The following is a 23,869-nucleotide window of genomic DNA, read 5'->3' as shown; positions in this document are numbered from 1 at the left end:
AATGTCACAAATAGATCTTTTCTCAGATATTCCATCCAAAGAAACTAGTATTTTATGTATAAATCAAAAGCTAGCGCTTAAGCAAATAAAGTTGCCTCAAATAGTCAAATTCTTATTAGCTGAAAAGTTTGATGATAAGTTTTTGGTGGTTAGCGATAAGATTTGGACAATTTTTTATTCGGGTAATAAAGAAACTTTAGACTTTTCAATTTTTGAGGAATATGATGCGATTCTGCTCAAGTTTTTTCTTATAAGTTTTATCCAAAAAAACACGCCTTCATTCTTAAAAAAGAAATATTATTCTTTTATTTTTTTAATAAAAATTTTAAAAGAAAAAAAGCTTTTGTTTAATTATGAGAATTTAAAAGCAATTTTAATAGATTTGGCACCAAATGAAAAATATCAAAAAGATTACTCACACATAAAATTTTTGCTTCGTTTATTGATTCTAGAAAATTTTCCTGGTTTTGAGATAGAAGATGACTTTGAACTTGGAATAATTCCAAGACCTAAAGCATTCAACTCTCACCTATTTTATCAAGAATATGAAGATGTTATTGATTATCCTACTACCACAATGATTCAACAAGGATTTGCAACACTTAATGCACAATTGAAAAATCATTCGGAACAGATAGACAATAAAACCTTATTAAATGCTTCAATTTTAGGGCTAATATATGCATCTGGATTAAGACCAGTCCAATTAGCAAAGTTGGCAGCTGAAGATATTAGGCTAGATAGCACCAGAGAAATAGATCAATTTAATCGTTACAGCATTCTTATCCCATACGCTAAGCAAGGTCGTTTTAGACATGAAAAGATTGCTGTAAAACTTCCTGAAGAAATTGCAGAAGTTATTTTAACTTACATAAAACGATTTCAGTTAACTAGAGAAAGTAAATTATTTGAAATGGGAGAAAATTCTGCACGTTTCTGCTCAAATGCAATTAATACGCAGCTATTCGATTTTGCCCCTCCAGATTACCAACAGGCAGTTCTTGCTGGTGAAATGATTCAAGAAAAATATTCATTTTCAGACTTTAGACATCATGTTGGTTATAGCTTGGCTATGGCTGGTGCCTCTGCTGAGGAAATAGCATATATTTTAGGTCATTCCTCTGTTGTAACAGCTAGATACTATATTTTTTCTACCCCAGAACTTGCACAGATTAGAGCACAAGCATTAGGTAGGAATTCTTTATATCAACAAATGATAGCAATGATGCTTACTGGGCGTTTAACTCATAAAAAAGATTGGTCACAGAAAAAAATTGTAGGAAATATTGGAGACAAGATACATCACAGTATTGGGGGTTGTTCTTATCAAGATAAATGTCTCTTTCAACCTGTGAGGAATTGTTACGGGTGTATATATTTTCATCCATTCATTGATGGTGAACATATTCAAGTCTTAAATAGTGTCCAAAATGAAATCAAAGAATTAATTAAACTATCTGATGGTATAGGCGTTTCTAGAAATCCATTAATCAGAATTCACGAGTCAACAAAGTTTGAAATTGAATCTGTAATTGCACGTTGTAAAATGTATAAGGAGAGTTCTTGTGAAGATCAAAGAATATAATGCATTTATCAACGAGCAAAAAGATTACTTTATACAAAATTTACAAGCTAACTTTAATGGGAGTTGGGAAGATCCAGTTTGGTATGGAGGTACTATCGGATCTGGATGGTTGCTTTCGAGAAGTGGTAGAACGCACTTTACTTTTAGCACGATAAAAAAGTTAAAAGGCCTGAATAACATTCCAATTAATAGCACTTTCCAAGAGTTTATTAAGGCATTAATAATTCTTAGCTATAGGAAATCAAATTCTAGAGCATCACCCCAAAAACTAAATGCAGAGTTCTTAATTTTAAAACGTTGGTATAGTGCTCTTTATGCAGAAGATTTGAGTAATTTACATCCATGCTTGTTGTCTACTTCAATTTTAAATAAGTCTTTTGAAATTCTAGAAGAAAACTCTAGTAAAATAAATCTACCTGATCATGCCGGCACTTATAAACGATTACAAGAACTAATAAATCACTATGGATTTACAGAACAATCTTTAGAGTTTTCTAAAAGTTTTAAGTATATCAATCGACAAAATAGAACACCTAATTCCCGCAAAACAAAAGAGTTGATTGAGAGTGTTGAGCTTGACGAAGATGATCTTGATAAAGAAAAACTAATTTCAATTCGTACATTTATCAATATAGTATCGTTAATAAGTTTATGTGAGAGTGTTGGAGAAAAGATTGTTTTAAACCTATTACTATTATTAATAGTAACTGGTTTGCGCTCTACTGAAGCAATTCTTCTGCAAACTGACTGCATTATAAAAAAGCCTATACTTGATCCAGTTACTAAAGAGCATCTTTCTCTTGATGGTATAAAGCAATATACGCTTGGTATAAAATATTACGGAGCGAAAGGCGCTGGCCATAGAATACATTGGGTTGAACCATTAGCAGCCAATTTAGTGGAAACAATAGTTAACGCAGTCTTAGAGTTGACTAAAGAATGTAGACAGCATGTTTCCTATTTAAGATCAAAGCAGTGTAGAGATTTTTTACCAAAAACTATTGATGATATTCCAACTGAATATATTGAGGTAGATAACTTAATTGATTATTGTATTAGTATTAGAGACACAAATAGAGGTCAATCTGGTAGACGAGATTTATTAAATAAAACTTTAAAAGGCTATAAAATTTTTAAAGAAGAATGGAAAGACTACCGTAAGAAAAAATATTATCTTAAGAATGAAATCAATAAATATTTAATTGATCGTGCAAAATTTAATATAGACTCCCCTATTAATCATATATTTAGTTACGAAGGCGAGACAGTAAATATTCCATATGAAAATTTATTATTTCTACATGAGTATGGTTCTACTACGCTATCACGATCACTAATTAACAAAGCTATTATTCTTCCATTAAGTAACCGTATTATAAATAGTTTTTTGGGAGCTAATGAAAATATCTCAGTGTTCCAAAAATATCATTTATTAGAAAATGAAGATGAACATTCTAAGTTGACGAGCCATATACCGAGACATAATATTAATACTTTTCTTGCTCTAAGTGGTATTTCTGAACATTTACAAGCAGTGTTAATGGGACGTGTTGATATTAAACAAAATCAATATTACCAGCATTTAGCTTTAAAAGACCGTAGGGTAGCTTCTAGTATTCTTGATAAATATGAATTAGCTTCTTCACATTCATGGGAATCTAGTCCAGCAATTACTCCAGTTGAATCTGTAAAGCATGATGGACTAATGCATTTTTCTCAAGACTTAGATCTAGAGAATAATCTTAAAATGAATTTGCAAAGCTTTGATTCGAAAAAAGAAGTAGCTAATTATATTAAACAGAATCCAATGTCTGAATATTTTGATGATATTTTTCAATCATTTAATGAGCTAATAGAAGATGAAACACATGAAAAAGATAAACTTATAGAGCGACATGCTTATTTACATCCCTTACCATTTGGCGGATGTATGAGAGAGATCGCTGTCCACAACTGCCCTAAACGGCTTTCTTGTCAATCTGGAAGTCAGTGTGGAAATTTTGCTTTAACGGGCCGCAAGGGTGAGCTGGAAGCATTACATACAAAACATCAAAGTTTATTGAATCAATATAATGAACTAAAACTAAGCTTAGCATCTGATGAATCCTATAGTGATATGTTGAATGAATTGGCCCAAAACTTAGGATTTTTAAAAGAATTGGAAGAAAAAGCTTTATTAAGACAAAAAGACCTTATTCCTATACAAATTTTTCCCTATAGCGAAAACAACATTAAACTACCTACTACCTTAAGTGAGCTATTTGCGATTGAGCAAAAAAAATTAGAGACAGAGGAAAATTGACATGTTACGTGGTAATAAACTAGATGAATTAATCGAGCAAGAATTGCAGCTTATGCTACTTGAGGGTTTTGAAAAGTCTCCAATTTCTCATAAATTATTACATGATAGACTGAAACAAAAGAACTTTATATCAGGGGGGTTAAGTACTTTAAGTACATTCAAAAGAAAGACTTTAATTAATTGGTATATTTCTGAGCAAATTGCGCCTTTAAAATTAAAAAATAAAGAAAAACAATTATACATAAATAAAAAAACTAGAGAGGCTTTAACTAAAAGTAATAAAAATCTTCGTAAACAAGTTGAATTTTCAGAAGCTCAACTACATCAAAATACTGAAATACTTATAAGAATTATCAAGGAAGTTAAGAATGAAACAAATTTACAAATTGACCATTTTCTAGCTCCTCATTTATTAAGGAAGAAAATTTTTTGGGAATAGTCTAAGTTAGGTCTATGATTTTAATAAATTCAACAATATCAACATTTATAGCTTTTAACCAATCATGTAGCTCTATGAGATCAATTCTACGATCACGGTTTTCAACTTTAGCAACATAAGACTGATGTTTTTTTAAAGAAAAGGCTAACTCTACCTGAGTAATTTTCTTCTCCTCTCGGATAGAAATAAGGTATTTAATTAAATTGATGTATCTAGGGTCATGGATAGAGCTCATAGATACAAATGTTGTACTACAGCCAAAATTATCCCAAAATGGGATAATTGGTTTTAAGGCTAATTGTTATGGATAGAAAACAAGTACTTGAGATAGTTTTTTTAAGCTTTATAAAGGAGAATAGGTTTATAGATCAAGACTTTAAATCTATTTGGAATACTTTTGTAGAAAAAAGGAAACGTTCAGATAACGAAATTAATTTTAGTCTCGCTTATTTTTATTTTAGAAATACTCTTGAAGATGAATACTTTTTTGTTGATCGATCTAAAGTTCCTTTTAGATATACATCTATTTTTCAATTTAAAGAGACCTCTACATCCTACAATCTTAATGAGGCCTATAGAAAGATCTATAAAGCAATAGAAACACTCGCAGATGATTTTAAAAGAAATAAAGTTGAACTTTCTGTATTGAATACATACTCAGAGGAATTTCCATTAATCTATGATAAATTGGATCACTTAATTTTTAAGAGGCAACAATTAGAAGTCGAAATTCAATCAAAAATTAATGTTCTCAATGATTTATTAAAGGAATTAACCACTTAAAATATCAAAAATTTAAATTCTACTTGAGTGAAGGACTTTAAAGCTCAAAACTTGGCATGATCTACCTGGATGGGTTGCTTTATTTTCAATGCTACAGTCTTTAAGACGTTTAACCATCAATAAGGCTTCCCTGCTATTCATTAGATCTATTTTTAGATGCTGGGCTAATATCTGTTTCAATCACAGTTGTTCTTCTAGCTGCATTGTTATTAAGCATATCTTTTATACCTTCTAAAATTTCAGCTCCAATATCTCTATCTGCTTCAAATTTCTCTAGCTCATCATCAGTCATCAAAGTAGCCATTCAAATCCTCCATAAAAGTTTGAAAATTGCTCATATTTAGCCACACCACTTAGCTATTAAAAGTTATATCTATTTTAAAATCATATATCCATTAATTATTGATAAAAAAATAAGTACACCAAGGCATCCTATCATACCCGTAATGAAGAAAATTGTTCTAAAAATTAATCCGTAAGTAACGATTTTGGTAATAAAACACTTATCTATATTATTCTTTTCAAGATTAGCCTCTTCATTACAAAAAATTCCTATATCAATTGGAGAATTTCTTTCTAATCTTTTAAACACGGCTTCAGATTGTTTTATTAGGAAAGATGTGCGTTGGTCTAATTTCCAGAATATAATTGAGACATTAATTGACAATATACTAAGAAAAATACCTACAAATGAGAAATTCTTTGAGGTCTGCAAAATTACACCTATATAATGACCTATCCATTTTTGAAGTTGGGCATCTAAAGGGTTTTTTACTTCTGAATTGGCTTTCTCATTATTTTTGGCCACAACCCATCATTAAGCTAGCAAAAATAAAAGAGCTTAATAATCTTTTCTTCATCACGTTTCAACTTAATCTGTTTAATTTCACTATCTCACTTAAAAAATCAGAAAGACCAATCAAGGCGCAAAGTTGCTTTTAATGGTTCACCAGGCTGTACCCAAAAATTAGTATAGCTTGCCACGTAATAATCCTTATCGAAAAGATTATCTATATTGAGTTGGGCACGTAGATCAGGACGAATCTGTAAATAACCACCAATGTTCACTACTGTAAATTCAGGTAAAGTTGTTCCATTATCAATATAGTTCGCACTACGCTGTCCATAGTAGTTAATATTCCCGACTAGTCCTGTCTCATGACCAAAGATATTCAATTGATAGTCAGCACTTAAATTTGCTGTATGCTTAGGAATATTTTTAAGTCTTGAACCCTTTTTATCCACTTCACTTTCAATGACTGAAGCATCATTATAAGTGTAATTGGCATTCACTCGGAGACGGTCGCTAAATTGATGCTGTAATTCAACCTCAAGCCCCTTACTTTGTACATGACCATTGTCAACATAACTATCAGTAATACCTTCTGTAAGCAAATGACGCTTATCCAAATCAAAATAGGTTAAACCTAACCAACTCTGTGGTAAAAACTGATATTTAGTACCTAGTTCCCAACTGTTCGTTTTTTCCGGTTCATAAAGTTCATTGTTTTTATTTAACCCAGTATTAAGTTCAAAACCTTTACCCCAGTTACTGTAAAATGAAAGACGGTCAGTTGGTTTAAAATTAATACCGGCTCGTGGTGTAAAAGGTGTAAATGTTTGTTGTGAAGAAATTAAAGTTTGATGGTTATCAATCTGCTGTTCTAAGCGGTTAAAACGCCCTCCTAATAAGATATTCCATTGATCATTTAAAAATACTTGATCCTGAATATTAATACCGATCATGTCTTGTGTTTCTTTGGTATTTTTAGTCACTCGTGTCAGAACTAAAATATTTTGGCCATAAACTGGATTATAAATATCAAGCGGACTATTTGTACCTGCTGCATTTCTTCGCTGAATTTGGTCAATCGTATAATGCCCAGCTTCTATATTAGTTACTAACTCATGTTTTAGAGAACCAGTATCAAACTTACCTCGTAAAATTGACTGAAAATTTATTGTGTCAGTTTTAAATTCACGAGCTCGACGGAAGCGATTTGCTGTTCTTCCATCTGCAGCAATTGAACCAATTTCGGTAGATATACCTTCACGCTCTCCATGGCTGTAAGTAAGAGCTGTAGTATTATTCCAATTATCGTCAAACTCATGATTCAAACGTAATTGATACATCTGATCCTTAATTTTAATATCGCCATCACTTGGTTCACCCAAGAATGTTTTCTTATTTACAGCAATTTTGTCATCAACCATTGGAATACCTCGATCAAAGACACCTTGATATTCGGCAAGCTCTGTATCAAGATTTAATTGCGTTTGATCTGATATTCTCCAAGCTAATTGTGGCGAGAGATAATAATGCTGATTATCTACATGATCTCTAAAACTTTTATTATCTTCATAAGAGGCGCCTAAACGATAAGCAAAATCCTCATTAATGGCATCAGTTGTATCAACCGAGAGTCGATATTCCTCTAAAATACTACCGCTAAGACTTAAAGTACTCTTACGTTGCCATTCAGGTTGTTTAGTGGTGATATTCATAATTCCACCAATTGCTCCCTGACCATACATCGCAGCCATAGGACCTTTTAAGAAATCAACCGCTTGAATATTTACCATATCTCGTGGACTATGAATGCCACTCACAGAACTTAAACCATTACGCATATAGATCGTTCCCATATTAGGGTCAGTACTAAATCCACGAAATGAGTAGTTATCCCAGAAACCGCCACCATAACTATCTTGATAGACGACGCCATTTACAAAAGCCAAAACATCATTAATACCTTGAACATTATAGTTTTGAATATCTTTTTCTGAGACATGGGATTTTGTAAAAGGTACATTCAATAAATCATGATTAAACTGAGTAATCGCCTGTGAGGAAGTATGCCTCTCATCTTGTTTCTCAGCAGTAACCGTAATCGTTGGTAAACGCTCTGTGCTTTCATCTACACTCAATTGCTTTTCAGCTGCAACTGTATTTGTTGAACACTGAATGATAAAAATACTCCACGCTAGTGGATGAAATAAAAATTTAGACATATACGACTCTGAATTCATGAATAGACTGTTTGTTAGCTTTTAAGATTTAAATGTCACATCAAGCTCAACATTTGTTGGTGCCCCGATATAAATTTGCTTAGATGAATAACCAGAGTATTCGCCATAAAACTTATCGGCTAAATTTCTTCCCCAAAGCGTAAAAGTCATATTTTTTAGATCATACGCAAGTGATGCATCATATGTCGTATAGCCTTTTACGAAATATGTATTAGCATTTTCGGTATAGAAACCACTTGCATGTACTGCACCGCCTAAGGCCTTTTCCCCAAATAAAACAGATGATAGACCTTTTAGTACTTCTATTTTTTCATATTTCCAGACATCTAAATCACGAGTAACAAAAGTAGATGTACCAATCCGAACATCATCCTGTAAAACAGTATTCATATTTCCAGAAAAGCCACGCATCGTCAGAACTGCCGGAATACCTGGTACATTTCCAACGGTTGCCCCTGTCACATTCCCAAAGGCTTCTTTAACTGTTCTTAAACCTTTCTTTTGCATTTCTTTTTGAGTGATTATTTGAACTGTCGCTGGCATTTCTTGAGAGGTTAATCCTAATCGACTTTCTGTTGTATTCACCTGTTTTAAATGAAGAGATGCGGTATTTAGATCTTTTCGCGCTTCGATAACTAATATTGGTAATTGCACTGTTTGTTGTAAATCATCTGAGGCAAAAGTAGTGGTTCCAAATAATCCCGAAACCAAAAAAGTAAAACCTAGTCGATAAAACAAAGCAGAATTAATCAAAATTGATTTTGATACGTCATGAGTTGAAACAATAAAACAGTTCCCATTTAAGAATGAGTTTAACTTGAATTGAGACATTTCAATTCCTTTTAAGCATAAATTTCCGCTAAGACACCCAATGGATGTCTCAAAACATAAAACATTTGAAATTTAAGCAAATAAAGGAGGTGCTCGCCCTTGTGGCAATAAATATAAACGCTGTAAAGCAAAATAAATATGCTGAAAATTACGCTCAAATGCCAACATTCGAACAAAAAGTCGGTCAAAGACTTCTTCAAGACTAAAGTCCAAGCCAGTAGTTAAATTGGCAAATACCGTACAAAATGGACATTCATGTCCAATATCATGTTGGTGAATACTTTGTTCTTTATAGATTTTTTGATCTTCATGCATCATGTGATGCTGATCTGAATGATCAGATAAATGATGGGAATTATGTTGTTGAGCAGTAGTTATAGTATTGGAAAAAGCATCGGAAATAGTGACACAGACCAGCGCAATACGGTATTGTGCTGGCAATAATGGTTGTATAAATACAACGGATTGCAGAAACATTGCCATAAGGGCAAGGGCTAGAGCAACTCTCAAGATAAGCTTTTTCAATATTGAGACGATGACAATTTAACACAGCCCTTACAATGTAAGCAATTGTTAGTGTATACACTATACGTAAAAGTTTGTCTCACTATAGACACAACGATCTTATAATAAATCCTAAATAAAAATAAGAAGTTTAATCCCCCCCTATTAAAATAGTTTGTGCCTCTTCATTTTCAATAGATAGAAATCTCAATTTATAAGAAATATCAATTATAACTTTGAGATAATCAGATTTTTGTTATAGTAGGGCGCAACCGATTTTTAGAAAGAGATTAATTGGGTGTTGATGGTTTTTGGAAGATTGCTAGGATTATATGCAGTCTTGTTACAAATCGCTGTGTTCTTACAGCCATTACTGCCAGAGAAATATCAAATTTCTCCAGTATGTGAGACTATTGCTCAAGCATTACAACTTCATCATTCTGTTGCACCTTCTAGTAACGATCACCACAGTACATCAGAACAGCAATACAGCATGTCTCATCACATGGAACATGCAGCACACGCCACCTCATCTGACATTACAGTAGCAAGCCACCATCACCATGATACAGGACATCAATGTCAGTACTGTGTGGTATACAGCCATGTTGTACCCTTACCTGACCTTGATCTAAAACAAATTCTTATTCGAATTCAGGTCCGGTTTCTTGCTTTTGTTGAAAACAATTTTCACGTTTTCTTTCAACTCCAGCAACTATTTCTAATTCCACAAGGGCGTGCCCCTCCTCTTTGATGATCTTCCACTTGAAGCTCAAAACTCTAGTTTTGAAAAATTAATATTTTCAAGAGATTATCACTATGTTTTTTCCTTATTTTCATACTCTTAAACGGGTAGAAATGTCTATAGCTATAAGTTTAGCTCATCAACAAAAAGATGAGGTACGCGTATGACTCTGGGTTTAACAGCACTTGAACTAGCAAGAATACAGTTTGCATTTACGGTATCGTTTCACATTATCTTTCCTGCAATTTCGATTGGGCTTGCAAGTTTTTTAGCAGTTTTAGAATGGCGTTGGTTGCGTACAAATAATCCAATCTACCAAGACCTATTTAAATATTGGGTCAAAATCTTCGCTGTTGCCTTTGGGATGGGTGTAGTCTCAGGTGTGGTGATGAGTTATCAATTTGGTACCAATTGGAGCGAGTTTTCCCGCTTTGCAGGAGGCGTTACAGGTCCATTGCTCACTTATGAAGTTCTTAGTGCCTTTTTTTTAGAAGCAGGATTTCTAGGTATTATGCTGTTTGGTTGGGGACGTGTTGGTAAAAAAGCCCACTTCTTTGCCACCCTTATGGTTGCAATTGGCACCTGTATTTCAATGTTCTGGATTTTGTCTTCAAACAGTTGGATGCAAACTCCTCAAGGATTCACAATTGAAAATGACATTATCGTTCCACAAGATTGGTTTGCAATTGTCTTTAATCCTTCTTTCCCTTATCGGCTTGCTCACATGGCAATTGCTGCTTTTATGGTTGCAGCTTTACTTGTAGCAGCCACCGCAGCTTGGCATTTACTAAAAGGTCGTCGGGACGAGTTGGTTAAAAAGTCATTTTCTATGGCACTTTGGCTGATTTTGATTTTAGCCCCCTTACAAGTCTTTGTTGGTGATGCACATGGTTTAAATACGCTTGAACATCAACCAGCAAAACTTGCAGCTATGGAGGGACATTGGGAGACCAATTATGATGAAGGTATGCCATTGTATTTATTTGGTATTCCGAGTATGCAAGAAGAACGTACCAAATATGCAATTGCAATTCCAAATCTAGGAAGCCTTATTCTTACGCACTCAATGAACGGCTCAGTTAAAGGCTTAAAAGACTTCGCACCTGAAGATCGTCCTAATTCAACCGTGGTTTTTTGGAGTTTCCGTATCATGGTTGGTTTAGGCATGTTGATGCTATTACTGGCATTTACAGGAGTATGGTTGAGAAAAACAGGGAAACTATTTGAAAGTAAATGGTTTCATCGTTTCGCATTATTGATGGGCCCATCAGGTTTTATTGCATTACTCGCAGGTTGGTTTACCACAGAAGTAGGCCGTCAACCATGGGTGGTCTACGGTGTTATGCGTACAAAAGATGCTCTTTCTCCTGTTTCAGCCGAGCAAGTGGGTTTAACTCTGATTATCTTTGTCGTGGTGTATTGCATTGTTTTTGGTATTGGCATTTATTACATGTTGAAACTTATGCTTAAAGGCCCTGAATTTATTTATAGCCAACAAGATGAAATTGGCGGTGTCGGTCATTTTAAAACACCTATGCGACCACTCAGTGCCGCAAATGAATATCTTGATGATAAAGATCAAGGAGCTTCTCCATGATTGATTTATCTTTAATCTGGATTGTAATTATTGCCATTGGCGTTTTCATTTATGTTGTACTTGATGGTTTTGATCTCGGTATTGGTATTTTGTTTCCATTCATCAAAAATCAGCAAGAACGAGATGTGATGATGAATACCGTTGCGCCTGTCTGGGATGGTAATGAAACATGGATGGTACTTGGTGGTGCTGGCTTATTTGCAGCATTCCCAATGGTCTATTCCGCAGTTTTATCAGCACTTTATCTACCAATTATATTAATGGTTATTGCGTTGATTTTTCGAGGTGTTGCTTTTGAATTTCGTTTCAAAGCAAATCGTAGCAAGCCCTTATGGGATGCGGCATTCATAGGCGGGTCAGTATTATCTAGCTTTTTACAAGGTGTAATTCTTGGTGCTTACATTCAGGGAATAAATATTGTCGATGGGCGTTATGCAGGTGGTGGTTTAGACTGGTTAACACCATTTTCACTGTTCACAGGTGTAGGTGTGGTAGTTGTTTATGCTGCACTCGGCTGTGGCTGGCTCATCATGAAAACGGATGATGTATTGCAAAGCGCTATGTATCGTTTAATGCCAAGGCTGATCATAGCATTGTTACTGATATTTATAGCGGTGAGTATATATACACCAATGGCACATCCAATAATTGCTGAACGCTGGTTTAATCCACCTCAACTTTTATATTTCAGTCCAGTTCCGATTCTAGTAGTGGTTTTCACCTTTTTAACGATTCGAGCTTGTCAAAAACATCAGGAGTCCATGCCTTTTTTATATACTTTGGCATTAGTGTTCTTAGCCTATACAGGTTTTCTGATCAGTATTTTCCCTTATGTTATTCCACCCTCTATTACCATTTGGGATGCGGCTGCTCCAGCCAATAGCCAACTATTTGCACTGATCGGTGCATTGATTCTAATCCCGATTATCATCATCTACACCATCATGGCATATTGGGTATTTAGGGATAAAGTACGTGTTGGCGATGAGGGTTATCATTAGGAGAAATTCGATGAGATTATCTCAATCACAATGGTTTATATTACTTTGGCTTATTGGCATCTTCAGCTTACTTTTTATTGCAATAATATTTAGATTGCTTCTGCAACTAGCTTACTAAAGGAAGACCATGCATTAGCATGGTCTTTATTTTTGGCACGACTCTATAAATAGAATGTTCTGAAATACATAAAATGTCTAATACTCTTATAAAAAAATAATAAGGTAACTTATGATGACTCTCTAGTTTATAGTTATAAATAGACCAGATAAAGCACTTAAAATATTAGTTTAGGATAATAGTAATATGAAAATTCATACATTAACTGCTGCTCTATTCATTACAGGTAGCATTTTTAATGTAGTTCATGTTGGGGATACATATATCCACAAATTGCGCCTATTTATGTAAAAGCTAATCAACGGTATCAATTTGGGCTAACCACTACAGCAACTCAAGGTACGATAACAAAAGAACATTTAGCAAATCACCCATTACTACGTCCTGCTAAAGTACTAGAACCTATTCCTGATGAGGCCAAAAGATATTAAGGCTATTATTAATTTCACATAAATAACAGAGATAGTCTGTATACATCTCTACTACTTTATGAGAATTCTGAAAAAAATTACTTGTATTCCTTAATGATTTATAGAGATGCTCAGCAATAGTTTGCTGACAATTTACATATAATGATGAATCTTCAACAGTTTGAGTATTTCCATTTTTTAAATGGTATAGTGTGAATAAACCCCTTTAACAAGAACTTTTAATAGTTGCCCCTGATCCTTAGAAATAATTATTTTCACACGAGCCAGATTTTTACTGCTCAAAAACTCAGCGGCTAGCTTCATATCTCCAAGAGTTGCTGATTATTCTACTTCTAGTACTTGTCGCTTCACAGCTAACTAGGTTTGATGCATTAAGGATTAAAATTGCTTACCTTGTTCCTCACCAATAAAAGCGTGCAACTTATCAACAACTATATACTTAAATTCCTATATATGGTATTCGTCGTGAGATCAGTAGTAATGGTTAGCCTGCTGGTACTACAATTCTGGTTTTCTCCAACTTAAAACGACTCATACATAGGCAAATCACGGAAACAGTTCCACATAAATAGTATTTACTCAATGCAACTTATTTCGAGTAAAGTCATAGCAATTATATTCCTGAATATAAATACTGATTTAATCATTGTCGATACTTGACCGACTGTTATGTATAAGAAACAGACTCTCATATTATCGAATTTGCATCCCTGATAAGCAAAAGACTTTTCAAACTGTTATTTGGGCCACAAAGTAGCCCCCTAGAACTAATACTATTTGCTAGTGAACACACTGTACTAGAATAGTTAAAAATATCAAACCTCATTGTTTTAAATGATTTTTTCTTCGATCAATAAAATCAGGACCTCGGAATGCTCGGCGCCACTCTGTTGGGGTGACTCTGAATTTTGACTTAAAATTTTGTCGGAATGAAATCGGTGATTGAAACCCAATCGCCTCTGACACTTTTTCAATACTATAATCTGTCGTCTCCAGCAGCTCTTGGCTTCGATGAAGACGCTCTGTGTTAATCCACTCACTTAGGGTCATTCCCGTACCCTTTAGAAAGTGACGCGTTAACGTTCGTCTGCTCATGCTGACAAATCCGGCCAGTGAGTCAAGATCATGAGGTTTATCTAGATTGCGGCGCAAGTATTCCATCAACTCATTCATTTTTTTGTCTCGAGAAGATGTTGGAACTGGACGTTCTATAAACTGAGCCTGACCGCCTTCTCGATAAGGGGGAACTACCATCCTTCTTGCAACTTTGTTGGCAATTGCCGAACCATAATGGCTGCGAATAATATCCAGACAACAGTCAATACCGGCCGCTGTTCCAGCAGAAGTAATAAGCCGTTCATCGCTAGAATAAAGCGAGTTACTGTCTAGGTTAACAGCTGGAAAACGTTCAGTGAAGTCGTTTTCATATTCCCAGTGTGTGGCTGCGCGGTGCCCATCAAGCAAACCTGTATAAGCAAGTACATAGGTACCCAAACAAAGCCCCACAACTTCCGCACCACGCTGCCAAGAATTGATCAGTTTATCCAACAGTGCCTGAGAGGGTTTTTCAGCAGGATTGTTCCAATAAGGTACGATAATAATGTCTGCCACATCTAGTCTCTCAAGTCCAAATTCCACATTGATAGACAGGCCTATATCAGATTGGATCATGCCTGGCTTCTCAGCACAGATTTCGACGCGAAACATATCTGGCTCTGGCATTGATGGTCCGAAAATTATACAGGGCACTGAAAAGTGAAATGGACTGAATCCGGCCGTGGCAATTACGGCAACTGTCAAAGCAGACATAATGTTTACCTTTCCATAAATGGTAGCCACCAGAGCTTCGGTGGTTGGTATGCTGATTTTAACTGACCACGTAGAACAGGTAGCCAGCGGTTATAACATTTCCCTTAAGTCATACATATGATCTATTAGAAAGCAAGAGTCTCTCCATCTGCTGGAATAAGCACATGATCTTCGATACCGTGCTCAAGCGTAAACTCACGTAACTCTGCACGGGTAAGCAGGCAGTGATTAACCGCCTCCATATGCGAAGCAATAATAGTCGCTGTTGGCAGAATCCTATGCGTGCGCAGTGTGTCCTCTTTCCCCATGATAATCGGACCATAGAGTTCGTTAACAGCATAACCAGTATTTAGCACCACTATATTTGGCTGGAAACGCTTTAAACTTTTTACATAAGGTTTTACCCAGATGGTATCCCCTGCAATATAAAGCGTTTTCTCACTATGGTGCATAAATACTAACCCGCATGCATCCCCCAGTAAATCGCCGGATTCAGCATCAGTGTAAAGCTCATTACTACCGTGCTGACCATCAGTTTTGTAAATTGTCATCCCATCCACGAAATGGTTTTCATCTTTCAGCACACGAATATTGAGAAAACCCTGAGAACGGATCAACACTGCATCACTTTCATCCTGTACATAAATAAGCATATCTTTAGGCACAGCTTGCTGTGCTGCTTCGTCCCAGTGATCAGCATGTGTGTGCGTTAAGACCACAGCATCAACATTCAGCAAATCTTTTACCGCTATAGGTAACGCTACCATGGGGTTACGAAGATATGGACGAGCACTTCCAGCAAAACCATCCCAAGCGTCTTTTTCTGCCAGCATAGGATCAATCAAAAATTTTTTACCAGCATATTCCAACAGAAGAGTAGCATTACGAACTTGCGTTAACTTCATTTCTTACTCCAGTGATTCATTAGGTTTTAAGCCACAACCAGCCCGTTCACTTTTAACGAGCAACGTGGCTAAGCATGGGATCTAATATAGGATGTAAGCTCGGGAAATCGTGACATGCTTATGAGACACTAGTCGATGAAATCAGGCCAAATAAAGAGAATCTAGTACTCGGCTGTACTGTCTGCAGCTGATTGGACTCCTAACGGCCTTATTTTTGCATCAGCCTAATCGTAAACTTTTGATTCCAAGTTAACCACAACATCGGCACAGCCAAACAGATGATCCAAGGAACTAGAATAAGGTGCATGGTTTTCCAACCAAATAGATTCAGCAGAGGACCAGCACCCAGCGAACAAATAACGCTGAAGATGAAGACACTCATATCATTTGCCGCCTGAGCAACGCCCTTTTCACCTGTAGAGTAAGTTGTTGCTAGTAGACTAGTACCCCCAATGTAGAGAAAATTCCAGCCTATTCCCATCAGGATTAGCGCAGCAGCAAAAAATCCCCACGTAACTCCTGAAAGCACCACAATGATATATGCAATCAGAAGCAGGATTCCTACCAGCATAATTTTAATAACACCAAATCGGTCGATGAGTTTTGCTGTGAAAAAGGAAGGGATGAACCGACCTAATATATGTAGCTGGATGACAGCAGCGATTTGCGAGAGGTCAAAACCATAATGCTTCATTGCAATAGGTGTCGCTGTCAGACCCAACACCATAATGCCAAATCCCGAAGCACCAGAAAAAAGGGCGACAAGGTAAGCTGGCTGAGAAATAACTTTTATCCACGGGCGACTTAATACCTGCTCAGTTAAATCATTTGACTGCATGGGTATTTGTAAACGTGACAATAGAAGTAAACCCAGCGAAGCCAGTATACCCATAAAGAGGAAGGAACCCATATAAGCCACGCTTAATAGTGTACTTCCAATGCTAGCAAGAAATGGGCCTAACAGGGCTGCGATGACCCCGCCAGCTAGAACTAGTGAAATAGCCTTGGTGCGAAATACTGGAGGAGCAATTTCAGCCGCAGCAAAACGATAAAACTGCGCAAATGCCTGATATATACCCAGAAAGAGCATTCCGAGACACAACAACATGAACGAATGCTGGATCATTGCCACTATAGAAATGATGGCTGCCACGACTCCACTTAGAGTACCAGTAATGAACCCCGCTTTTCTGCCTACCCGACTCATCCATAAAGATGCAGGAAACATCACAAGTACGGTTCCTAGGCTTGCCATTGAAATGGGGACAGTAATTAGTGAAGCGTTAGGCGTCAAGAGCGCTCCGGCAAGTCCGCCGATTGTCATTATAAGAACTGATATCGACTGAAATATGGCCTGCGAACCTGCAAGTATCAAGACCTGCCGATGCATATTACTCATTTTATTAAGCTCCGGAACAAAATTAGAGACGAGCAGAGTGTAAAATCCTCATCAGCCTGCTCCAAGGAAATTAATTACGCAGAAATTGGCTGGGTTTAAGTGATAGGCAGATACACCAGCCATGTTATTTACAACTGAACCTACAATCTGTTTAGGTAAGGAATATAAGAAAAGTGGGCATTCATGTGTGAGAAGGCTAGCAGCCAATTATCAATGAAAACGGGTCATATTATTCAGATTAGATAAATATCAACAAAAGCAGATATGGCTAAAGCACGAATACATGGTAGCTAAGGCGGCAGAATGCTTTCAAAATTAGGAGAATTCGATAAAACCTATACTATTACGAATAAAAATTCAGAAGGCTTTACCTAAGATTGTTTAAGTAGTTCAAGGAATTGAGACTATGCTGAAAGATAAACCGAAGGCTCAGGGAATAAAATATTTAATACCTATACGTATGCGGAACTGATTATCATGGTTTTTATCCCGATCAAGCCAAGCAAGTTCAGTATAAGGCATCCATTTTTTACTCACCCAGTATTGAGCGCCCAAGTTATTTTCCCAGTGAGCCTTTCGGCCATTAGGTGCCTTAAAATTACCAGTATTAACATTATATTGAGAGTTTAAAAAAAGTTTAAAATTATTGGCGGCCTGATAATTTATAAAGAGGTCCAGTTGATGAACATCATTATACGACCTTACCTGATTGAGATCATTTTCTCTGTGCGTCATATGGTTATAGCGATAGCGTTCTGCAATAGATATTTTATTCGAGAGTATATGATTAAGCATCACAGAACCTGCGATTTTCGTCCCTGCTGAATTGACATCCATGAGCGCACCGGGCACCACTGACCAGTTGTCGCTAAGCCTAATAGGGTACCACCCTTCAAACTCCTGAAAGCTACTTTTAAACTGATTAAAGTCTTTTCCCATGTCATAAAGTGATGAAGCAAGAAATACCGCTCCACTATCAAATTCATGCCCAACACCGATTTTATACTGATTTGTCTCAGCACCAGTAATGTGGGCATAACGGGTATCTACCCAACTTGATGAAGCATTGACATAAAATGGGAGAGAAAGCAGCATTAAGCTTGAAACAAAAATATTTAACTTCATTTTTCACCTAGAGGTTATAGGTTTTTTTGGATTAATATAAATTACATGTTGAGAGTTTTTACTGTGATGCTAATGAAGGACAAGAAACGATAGTATTGAGCCAGTTTGTTTTTAGCTGTGCGGCTTTTTTGTATTGCAATCCATTCACTGAAAATAATTTAAATAATAACAGCTTGTGGATTGTTTCTAGCATGAGAACCTGCAACGACCAATTTCTAGCAATTCATGCTTTTCATTTTGATGGAACTCTGAATAATTCCTCCTGCAGGTAACGGGATCAAGCGCATTCAGCACTGCCATGAAGCTGTAAATCCAGTAGGTTTGAATTAGCTGATGAAAGCAATTGTCTTAAATGCACGCAGCGAGCGAGGCGTTATATTATGGCTGTATGTCATAAGTTATGGGGCAAGGGGTAAATTTGTTATGCGTTTTTATAAGCATCATGGGAATTGGTGTTATTTTTTACTTGTTTTGATAACGGGGAATAAAAAAACCAGTCATCTATGACTGGTTTTTAGCTTGGGTGACCATACTATTTAGTATGTAACCACATCTCCGTCGTTCGGCACTACGACACGGTCACCAAGTTTGTTTTCTTTGACATATGCACGCATCTCAGCACGAGTCACTGCCGTATGGTTCACGGCATCCATATGTACGGTTATGATTTTTGCTTTCGGTGACATTTCGTAAGCGTGGCGAACATCTTTAGTTCCCATAATAATCCCTGTATCAGGGAACATTAAGCTACGGGCATCGCCAGTATTCAGGATCATAACATCTGGCTTGTATTTAGTAATTGCTTTGTTGACATCGGCATTCCATACAGTATCACCAGCTAAATATACTGTTTTATGACCTTTTGCTTTGAACACAACCCCCATGGCTTCCCCTAGCAATTCACTTAACGGTGAAGCGTACATTTCATCGGTACCATGTGCACCGTGAGTCTTAGTAAGCGTGACATCACCAAACTGCATTGACTCATTTAGGACTTTCACATTTTTGAAGCCTTGGCTACGAATTAATTTCGCATCATCCTCATGTTGAGCGATAATTAGAAGATCCTTCGGTAGTTTCTTTTGTGCCTCGTCGTCCCAGTGATCCAGATGCGTATGTGTGACAATAACTGCCTCTACACCTTTATAGACATCTTTAACACTCATCGGTAGTTCAATTAATGGGAATCTTAATTGACTGTTATGGGATCCCTCAAAGCCAGGATAGGTATCTTTTTTTGATAACATTGGGTCAATGAGGAATTTTTTATTCGCAATCTCAACCTTACCAGTGGCATTTCGAATTTGTTGATAGCCATCGCTAGCGAATGCGGTAGAAATAAGTGCAGAGCTCAGAACAACAGTGGTAAATATATTAAGCAATTTCATTTCTTACTCCAAATAGATATTGTTAAATAGAAAGACTTTTTAACAATGCTATTCCATGATTAATAAGTTATTGTTTTTAGTCTCGCTTCTGCAGGAGGACTATGCGAAATAACTTATGGTCGTTAGAGTAAGTATGTCTAATCATAATCAATCATTCCATATTAACAGGGTCATTCATCGATGAAATCAGGCCATTCTTTCTATTAACGGAATGTATTTCTAAAACTTATGATTTTTTACCGATTCTGAAAACTTTTTCTGCTGCTGATCCTAAAATTTGTATTGCTGTAAATCATAAAAAAGTTAGTCATGCGTTTAAAAATTGATAGGGGGACAAATAAGTTACCCCTATCAATTTACTCAATCAAATACTACAACCATTAATGCCACAGCTTTGACCCTCTGTGATCACTAATTCATTCTGCTTTTCTTCCCATACCTGCTCTAATGCACTTAAAAAAGTTTCTATAGGCTGAGCACCACTGATTGAATATTTATTATTTATAATGAAAAGCGGCACTCCACTAGCACCCATCGCATGTGCACTGGCTTCATCTTTTAAAACTTCTTGTTTCAACGAAATATTACTAAAGGCACTGTTAGCTTCTTCACGAGGAACTCCAACTTCATTAGCAAGCTCAACCAACCCCTTATGATCAAAAATAGACTTACCTTCAGTTATGCTTGCCTTAAAAAACTTTTCTGTTAATAGTTCACCAACACCCTTCTGTTGCGCCAACTTTACAATGGCATGGGCATCTAAAGTATCGCCAAAAAGCATACTATTAAAGTTATAGATCAGACCTTCTAGCTCACCTGCACTTTTTACATGGTTCATCATCGCATCAGCGCCACTTTTCCCACCAAATTTTTTATACAATGCATCTTTAAAAGGCTGTGGTGTAAGGCCACTTGCTAGACGGTAACTATGATATTGGATAGTTACCTGATTCTTATGTTCAAAGGCATCCAAACCTTTCTCAAATCTTTTTTTAGCAATCCAGCACCAAGGGCAAACAAAATCTGACCATATATCTACGGTAATTTGCGAAGGTAGAGTTTTCATAAATATCTCAGTAAATTCATTAGATGTTTAAAAACAAAGAAGTTTTAATGCCTAGTGTCAAAAATTAACTAGGCACCCCATTGTTTATTTGCCGTTATAATCTGGATAATCTGTATAGCCTTTTGCTGGAGATCCACTTACGCCGTAGTATGTTGTGCGATCACTTTCCGCCAAGGGCCATTTATTCTGCATCCGCTCGACTAAATCGGGATTAGCAATATAAGGGACACCAAAAGCAATTAAATCGACCTCACCTTTTTCTAATGCCGCCTCAGCACTTTGTTGATTAAAACCACCAGCTGCGATAATAGTTCCAGAAAAAGTTTCTCTGAATAAAGTTTTAAAATTTTGGGCTTCTAAAGGTGCTGTTTCATAAGTTGGTTGATAGTACAAATGCACATAGGCCAATTTACGTTTACCAAGAGCTGACGCAATATTTGCCCAAGTATCAACCTCTCCTTCATAAGGCGCCAAGTCATAAATACGACCAAAAGGAGAAACTCGCACAGCCACTTTGTCATGGCCAATTGCTTGGGAAATAGCATCAATAGTTTCTAGAAGAAAACGTTGGCGATTCTCAACAGTTCCGCCATATTGATCTGTTCGGTTATTTAACTCAGTACTGAGAAACTGGTCAAAGATGAATCCATTTGCAGCCATAATTTCAATGCCATCAAATCCTGCTTCAATTGCTAATTGTGCAGATTTAACAAAATCATGAGTAACACGTTTGATTTCTTCAGTTTCTAAAGCTCTAGGTTTACTTGGCGCAACCGGACCGGGTTCACCCGAATCAGTATATGCAAATACTGTAGTGTTGGTTGCTGGAATAACTCCAGAAGATACAGGTACTTGATTATCAGGTAAAACTGAAACATGCGACATTCTTCCCACATGCCAAAGCTGAGCAAAAATACGACCACCTTTTGCATGCACTGCTGCAGTAACTTTTTTCCATCCTTGCATTTGTTCATCATTATATAAACCAGGCGTATATAAATAACCACGCCCTTCTTCAGAAACAGGCAAGCCTTCAGTAATGATTAGACCTGCGGAAGCTCGCTGGGAGTAATAAAGCGCAGTAAGTTCATCTGCAACACCGTTCAATGTTCGCGTACGAGTCATAGGCGCCATTACTACTCGGTTTTTTAATTGAATATCCACCAAATTATGGGGAGTGAATAATTTATTCATCACAGACCTCTAGAGAGATTTACAGATAATTAAGAAATTTCTTTAACCACACTCATCAATCAATGAATGACTCAGGTAATGACCTGTTTGTGAAGTACAAGATTTGCACTCCCTCATTCCTATTGCACAAATGACAAGTTGATGCCACTATATCAACCAACTAGTAGGTAGGCAATAGTATTTTTAATTTAACCTGAATTTAATGTCGGTTAGCAATTGATTGAATACTATCCTTTAACTGAATTCTGAATCTGTAAATACAGAAAAGAGGAAGTTTTATAATGCGTAAATTACACACTTTTAATGAAGATACCTTTCATGAAATTGAATGGAAAGAAGGTTTAGCAGTAGTCCGTTTTTATGCTCCTTGGTGTCCACCGTGCCACAATAGCGAAAAATTATTTAATACTTTTGTGGAAAGTATTGAAGATAATGTAATTGTCGGAACAGTTAATGTTGATCAGGCACCTATTTTAACAACCCGTTATAATATATGGGGTTTACCATCTGTTTTAATGTTCAAAGATGGGCAATTAATCCATCGTATTGTTGGAGTAAAACCTATATCCGATTATCAAAAAGCTTTAGATGAACTCATAAAATCTGAATCAAACAATGATGAGAAAAACGAAGCAAAGAGTTCCATTGGTACTCTTTGTTTAACGAAATCTGAGATTAAAGCTGAATAATTTTCTAAACTATTTTCTGTTAGTACTTGACATTTAAAATTAGCCCATATAATCTACAAACCAACTAGTAGGTAGGCTACTTTTAATCGATATTAATGATTAGGTGATCTTATGAGTGAGCAACAATTTAAAGGCCAGAAACTTCTCGTCATTGGTGGCACTAGTGGCATTGGTTTAGAAACAGCAAAGAAAGTTGCTGAACAAGGTGGGACTGTAGTAATTGTTGGCAATCGCGCAGATAAAGCCGAGACAGCCCGTAAACAATTAGTTGCTATAACAAGTGAAGAACAAGTTTTTGCACTGACTGCTGATTTAACAAATTTTGATAGTGTTCAAAAGTTAATTAGCAAATTGGATAGTGAACATAAAGACATTAACTTATTAGTTAATTCAGCAGGAATTTTTTATCCTAAAAGCTTCCTAGAGCATTCGCTAAGTGACTATAACAATTTCCTAGACCTGAACCGCGCATTTTTCTTTATTACTCAACAAGTTGCTTCATCAATGGTTGCACAAAATAAAGAAGGATCAATTGTAAATGTTTCTGCCGTTGCAGCTCGCCAAGCTATCGAAACTGTCACAGCATCTGCCTATTCAATGGCAAAAATGGGTTTAGAAGCTATGACTCGCCATGTGGCTGCAGAGCTAGCAGAACATGGAATTCGAGTAAATGCTGTTAGCCCTGGAATGGTGGAAACCCGTATTTTCGAAAGATTTATTCCTTCAGATCAATTAGATAATGCACTTCAAGATTTCAATAGTTTTCATCCCTTAGGAAGAAATGGTACCCCAAATGATGTAGCAGAAACTATCGTATTCCTTCTTTCCGAAAAAACATCTTGGGTAACTGGTGCTATTTGGGATGTTGATGGTGGTGTCATGGCATCAAGAAAACTAGGCAAATAATATTTAATAAATGATGAGGTTT

22 protein-coding genes are annotated in these 23,869 nt (G+C 36.2%); 9 read left to right on the top strand and 13 right to left on the bottom strand.

Annotated elements, in window-relative coordinates:
- Position 1 precedes the first annotated feature (1 nt).
- From J536_RS12075 to J536_RS12065, 3 genes are read left to right on the top strand one after another with little or no spacing between them, the layout of a single operon-like run.
- Positions 2 to 1,585 (top strand): site-specific integrase, encoded by a 1,584-nt coding sequence (locus tag J536_RS12075; protein ID WP_032063027.1) that lies wholly within the window; start codon positions 2 to 4, stop codon positions 1,583 to 1,585.
- Complete coding sequence (locus tag J536_RS12070) at positions 1,566 to 3,887, top strand: hypothetical protein (RefSeq protein WP_032063026.1); 2,322 nt, start codon at positions 1,566 to 1,568, stop codon at positions 3,885 to 3,887. Before J536_RS12075 ends, J536_RS12070 begins: the two co-directional genes overlap by 20 nt.
- A gap of 1 nt (position 3,888) precedes the next feature.
- Positions 3,889 to 4,326 carry a hypothetical protein gene (locus tag J536_RS12065; RefSeq protein WP_032063025.1) on the top strand — a complete coding sequence of 146 codons (438 nt, stop codon included), beginning with the start codon at positions 3,889 to 3,891 and terminating at the stop codon, positions 4,324 to 4,326.
- A 1-nt stretch (position 4,327) separates the two neighbouring features.
- Here J536_RS12065 and J536_RS12060 read toward each other — a convergent pair whose 3' ends face one another.
- Positions 4,328 to 4,561 carry a helix-turn-helix domain-containing protein gene (locus J536_RS12060; RefSeq protein WP_000094890.1) on the bottom strand — a complete coding sequence of 78 codons (234 nt, stop codon included), beginning with the start codon at positions 4,559 to 4,561 and terminating at the stop codon, positions 4,328 to 4,330.
- 68 nt (positions 4,562 to 4,629) lie between these two features.
- On the opposite strand from J536_RS12060, the gene J536_RS12055 reads away from it, so the two are divergent.
- Positions 4,630 to 5,109 carry a hypothetical protein gene (locus tag J536_RS12055; protein WP_032063024.1) on the top strand — a complete coding sequence of 160 codons (480 nt, stop codon included), beginning with the start codon at positions 4,630 to 4,632 and terminating at the stop codon, positions 5,107 to 5,109.
- 133 nt (positions 5,110 to 5,242) lie between these two features.
- On the opposite strand, the gene J536_RS25675 is transcribed toward J536_RS12055, so the two are convergent.
- From J536_RS25675 to J536_RS12035, 5 genes are all read right to left on the bottom strand, one after another.
- Positions 5,243 to 5,413, bottom strand: coding sequence for a hypothetical protein (locus tag J536_RS25675; protein WP_155758149.1), 171 nt, complete (start codon positions 5,411 to 5,413; stop codon positions 5,243 to 5,245).
- Positions 5,414 to 5,482: 69 nt separating this feature from the next.
- Positions 5,483 to 5,917, bottom strand: coding sequence for a hypothetical protein (locus J536_RS25855; RefSeq protein WP_050680426.1), 435 nt, complete (start codon positions 5,915 to 5,917; stop codon positions 5,483 to 5,485).
- 98 nt (positions 5,918 to 6,015) lie between these two features.
- Positions 6,016 to 8,121: a TonB-dependent receptor gene (locus tag J536_RS12045; protein WP_032063023.1), complete on the bottom strand. Its 2,106-nt coding sequence runs from the start codon at positions 8,119 to 8,121 to the stop codon at positions 6,016 to 6,018.
- 39 nt (positions 8,122 to 8,160) lie between these two features.
- Positions 8,161 to 8,970 carry a Plug domain-containing protein gene (locus J536_RS25130; protein ID WP_032063022.1) on the bottom strand — a complete coding sequence of 270 codons (810 nt, stop codon included), beginning with the start codon at positions 8,968 to 8,970 and terminating at the stop codon, positions 8,161 to 8,163.
- Positions 8,971 to 9,042: 72 nt separating this feature from the next.
- Positions 9,043 to 9,453, bottom strand: coding sequence for a DUF2946 domain-containing protein (locus tag J536_RS12035; protein WP_032063021.1), 411 nt, complete (start codon positions 9,451 to 9,453; stop codon positions 9,043 to 9,045).
- 325 nt (positions 9,454 to 9,778) lie between these two features.
- Between J536_RS12035 and J536_RS12030 the strand changes: the two genes are divergently transcribed.
- From J536_RS12030 to cydB, 3 genes are all read left to right on the top strand, one after another.
- Positions 9,779 to 10,228 (top strand): DUF2946 domain-containing protein, encoded by a 450-nt coding sequence (locus J536_RS12030; protein WP_032063020.1) that lies wholly within the window; start codon positions 9,779 to 9,781, stop codon positions 10,226 to 10,228.
- 154 nt (positions 10,229 to 10,382) lie between these two features.
- Complete coding sequence (locus J536_RS12025; RefSeq protein ID WP_013197553.1) at positions 10,383 to 11,816, top strand: cytochrome ubiquinol oxidase subunit I; 1,434 nt, start codon at positions 10,383 to 10,385, stop codon at positions 11,814 to 11,816.
- Complete coding sequence (gene cydB / locus J536_RS12020; protein WP_013197552.1) at positions 11,813 to 12,817, top strand: cytochrome d ubiquinol oxidase subunit II; 1,005 nt, start codon at positions 11,813 to 11,815, stop codon at positions 12,815 to 12,817. The genes J536_RS12025 and cydB overlap by 4 nt, the downstream gene beginning before the upstream one ends.
- Positions 12,818 to 14,188: 1,371 nt before the next feature.
- On the opposite strand, the gene J536_RS12015 is transcribed toward cydB, so the two are convergent.
- The 7 genes from J536_RS12015 to J536_RS11985 all read right to left on the bottom strand — a co-directional run bounded on the left by J536_RS12015 (position 14,189) and on the right by J536_RS11985 (position 22,252).
- Positions 14,189 to 15,175: a GlxA family transcriptional regulator gene (locus J536_RS12015; RefSeq protein WP_032063019.1), complete on the bottom strand. Its 987-nt coding sequence runs from the start codon at positions 15,173 to 15,175 to the stop codon at positions 14,189 to 14,191.
- Positions 15,176 to 15,300: 125 nt separating this feature from the next.
- A complete protein-coding gene (locus J536_RS12010) occupies positions 15,301 to 16,080 on the bottom strand; it encodes an MBL fold metallo-hydrolase (protein WP_032063018.1) in 780 nt (259 codons plus the stop codon).
- 208 nt (positions 16,081 to 16,288) lie between these two features.
- Entirely contained in the window at positions 16,289 to 17,470 is a 1,182-nt protein-coding gene (locus tag J536_RS12005) for an MFS transporter (protein WP_081404129.1), read from the bottom strand.
- A 438-nt stretch (positions 17,471 to 17,908) separates the two neighbouring features.
- A complete protein-coding gene (ompL, locus tag J536_RS12000) occupies positions 17,909 to 18,604 on the bottom strand; it encodes a porin OmpL (protein ID WP_032063016.1) in 696 nt (231 codons plus the stop codon).
- A 536-nt stretch (positions 18,605 to 19,140) separates the two neighbouring features.
- Positions 19,141 to 19,992 (bottom strand): MBL fold metallo-hydrolase, encoded by an 852-nt coding sequence (locus tag J536_RS11995; protein ID WP_013197547.1) that lies wholly within the window; start codon positions 19,990 to 19,992, stop codon positions 19,141 to 19,143.
- Positions 19,993 to 20,356: 364 nt separating this feature from the next.
- Positions 20,357 to 21,058: a DsbA family oxidoreductase gene (locus J536_RS11990; protein ID WP_013197546.1), complete on the bottom strand. Its 702-nt coding sequence runs from the start codon at positions 21,056 to 21,058 to the stop codon at positions 20,357 to 20,359.
- Positions 21,059 to 21,142: 84 nt separating this feature from the next.
- The gene (locus tag J536_RS11985; RefSeq protein ID WP_013197545.1) at positions 21,143 to 22,252 is read right to left on the bottom strand and encodes an alkene reductase; all 1,110 of its coding nucleotides are present in this window, start codon (positions 22,250 to 22,252) and stop codon (positions 21,143 to 21,145) included.
- 281 nt (positions 22,253 to 22,533) lie between these two features.
- Between J536_RS11985 and J536_RS11980 the strand changes: the two genes are divergently transcribed.
- Positions 22,534 to 22,941, top strand: a complete 408-nt coding sequence (locus tag J536_RS11980; protein WP_032063015.1) for a thioredoxin family protein — start codon at positions 22,534 to 22,536, stop codon at positions 22,939 to 22,941.
- A gap of 111 nt (positions 22,942 to 23,052) precedes the next feature.
- Positions 23,053 to 23,847: an SDR family NAD(P)-dependent oxidoreductase gene (locus J536_RS11975; RefSeq protein ID WP_013197543.1), complete on the top strand. Its 795-nt coding sequence runs from the start codon at positions 23,053 to 23,055 to the stop codon at positions 23,845 to 23,847.
- The last annotated feature ends 22 nt before the right edge of the window (positions 23,848 to 23,869 follow it).

The organism is Acinetobacter sp. 809848 (genome assembly GCF_000581275.1).
GTDB lineage: Bacteria > Pseudomonadota > Gammaproteobacteria > Pseudomonadales > Moraxellaceae > Acinetobacter > Acinetobacter pittii.
This window is presented reverse-complemented; position numbering and strand designations above follow the sequence as displayed.

What these genes read in the sequence shown, in the direction of transcription:
- J536_RS12025 (WP_013197553.1), top strand. Translation starts at nt 10,383, where the DNA reads ATGACTCTGGGTTTAACAGCACTTGAACTAGCAAGAATACAGTTTGCA.
- J536_RS12060 (WP_000094890.1), bottom strand. Translation starts at nt 4,561, where the DNA reads ATGAGCTCTATCCATGACCCTAGATACATCAATTTAATTAAATACCTT.
- J536_RS12075 (WP_032063027.1), top strand. Translation starts at nt 2, where the DNA reads ATGTCACAAATAGATCTTTTCTCAGATATTCCATCCAAAGAAACTAGT.
- J536_RS12065 (WP_032063025.1), top strand. Translation starts at nt 3,889, where the DNA reads ATGTTACGTGGTAATAAACTAGATGAATTAATCGAGCAAGAATTGCAG.
- J536_RS11980 (WP_032063015.1), top strand. Translation starts at nt 22,534, where the DNA reads ATGCGTAAATTACACACTTTTAATGAAGATACCTTTCATGAAATTGAA.
- J536_RS12005 (WP_081404129.1), bottom strand. Translation starts at nt 17,470, where the DNA reads ATGCATCGGCAGGTCTTGATACTTGCAGGTTCGCAGGCCATATTTCAG.
- J536_RS12055 (WP_032063024.1), top strand. Translation starts at nt 4,630, where the DNA reads ATGGATAGAAAACAAGTACTTGAGATAGTTTTTTTAAGCTTTATAAAG.
- J536_RS25130 (WP_032063022.1), bottom strand. Translation starts at nt 8,970, where the DNA reads ATGTCTCAATTCAAGTTAAACTCATTCTTAAATGGGAACTGTTTTATT.
- J536_RS25675 (WP_155758149.1), bottom strand. Translation starts at nt 5,413, where the DNA reads ATGGCTACTTTGATGACTGATGATGAGCTAGAGAAATTTGAAGCAGAT.
- J536_RS11975 (WP_013197543.1), top strand. Translation starts at nt 23,053, where the DNA reads ATGAGTGAGCAACAATTTAAAGGCCAGAAACTTCTCGTCATTGGTGGC.
- J536_RS12045 (WP_032063023.1), bottom strand. Translation starts at nt 8,121, where the DNA reads ATGTCTAAATTTTTATTTCATCCACTAGCGTGGAGTATTTTTATCATT.
- cydB (WP_013197552.1), top strand. Translation starts at nt 11,813, where the DNA reads ATGATTGATTTATCTTTAATCTGGATTGTAATTATTGCCATTGGCGTT.
- J536_RS11985 (WP_013197545.1), bottom strand. Translation starts at nt 22,252, where the DNA reads ATGAATAAATTATTCACTCCCCATAATTTGGTGGATATTCAATTAAAA.
- ompL (WP_032063016.1), bottom strand. Translation starts at nt 18,604, where the DNA reads ATGAAGTTAAATATTTTTGTTTCAAGCTTAATGCTGCTTTCTCTCCCA.
- J536_RS11990 (WP_013197546.1), bottom strand. Translation starts at nt 21,058, where the DNA reads ATGAAAACTCTACCTTCGCAAATTACCGTAGATATATGGTCAGATTTT.
- J536_RS11995 (WP_013197547.1), bottom strand. Translation starts at nt 19,992, where the DNA reads ATGAAATTGCTTAATATATTTACCACTGTTGTTCTGAGCTCTGCACTT.
- J536_RS12010 (WP_032063018.1), bottom strand. Translation starts at nt 16,080, where the DNA reads ATGAAGTTAACGCAAGTTCGTAATGCTACTCTTCTGTTGGAATATGCT.
- J536_RS12030 (WP_032063020.1), top strand. Translation starts at nt 9,779, where the DNA reads ATGGTTTTTGGAAGATTGCTAGGATTATATGCAGTCTTGTTACAAATC.
- J536_RS12035 (WP_032063021.1), bottom strand. Translation starts at nt 9,453, where the DNA reads ATGGCAATGTTTCTGCAATCCGTTGTATTTATACAACCATTATTGCCA.
- J536_RS12015 (WP_032063019.1), bottom strand. Translation starts at nt 15,175, where the DNA reads ATGTCTGCTTTGACAGTTGCCGTAATTGCCACGGCCGGATTCAGTCCA.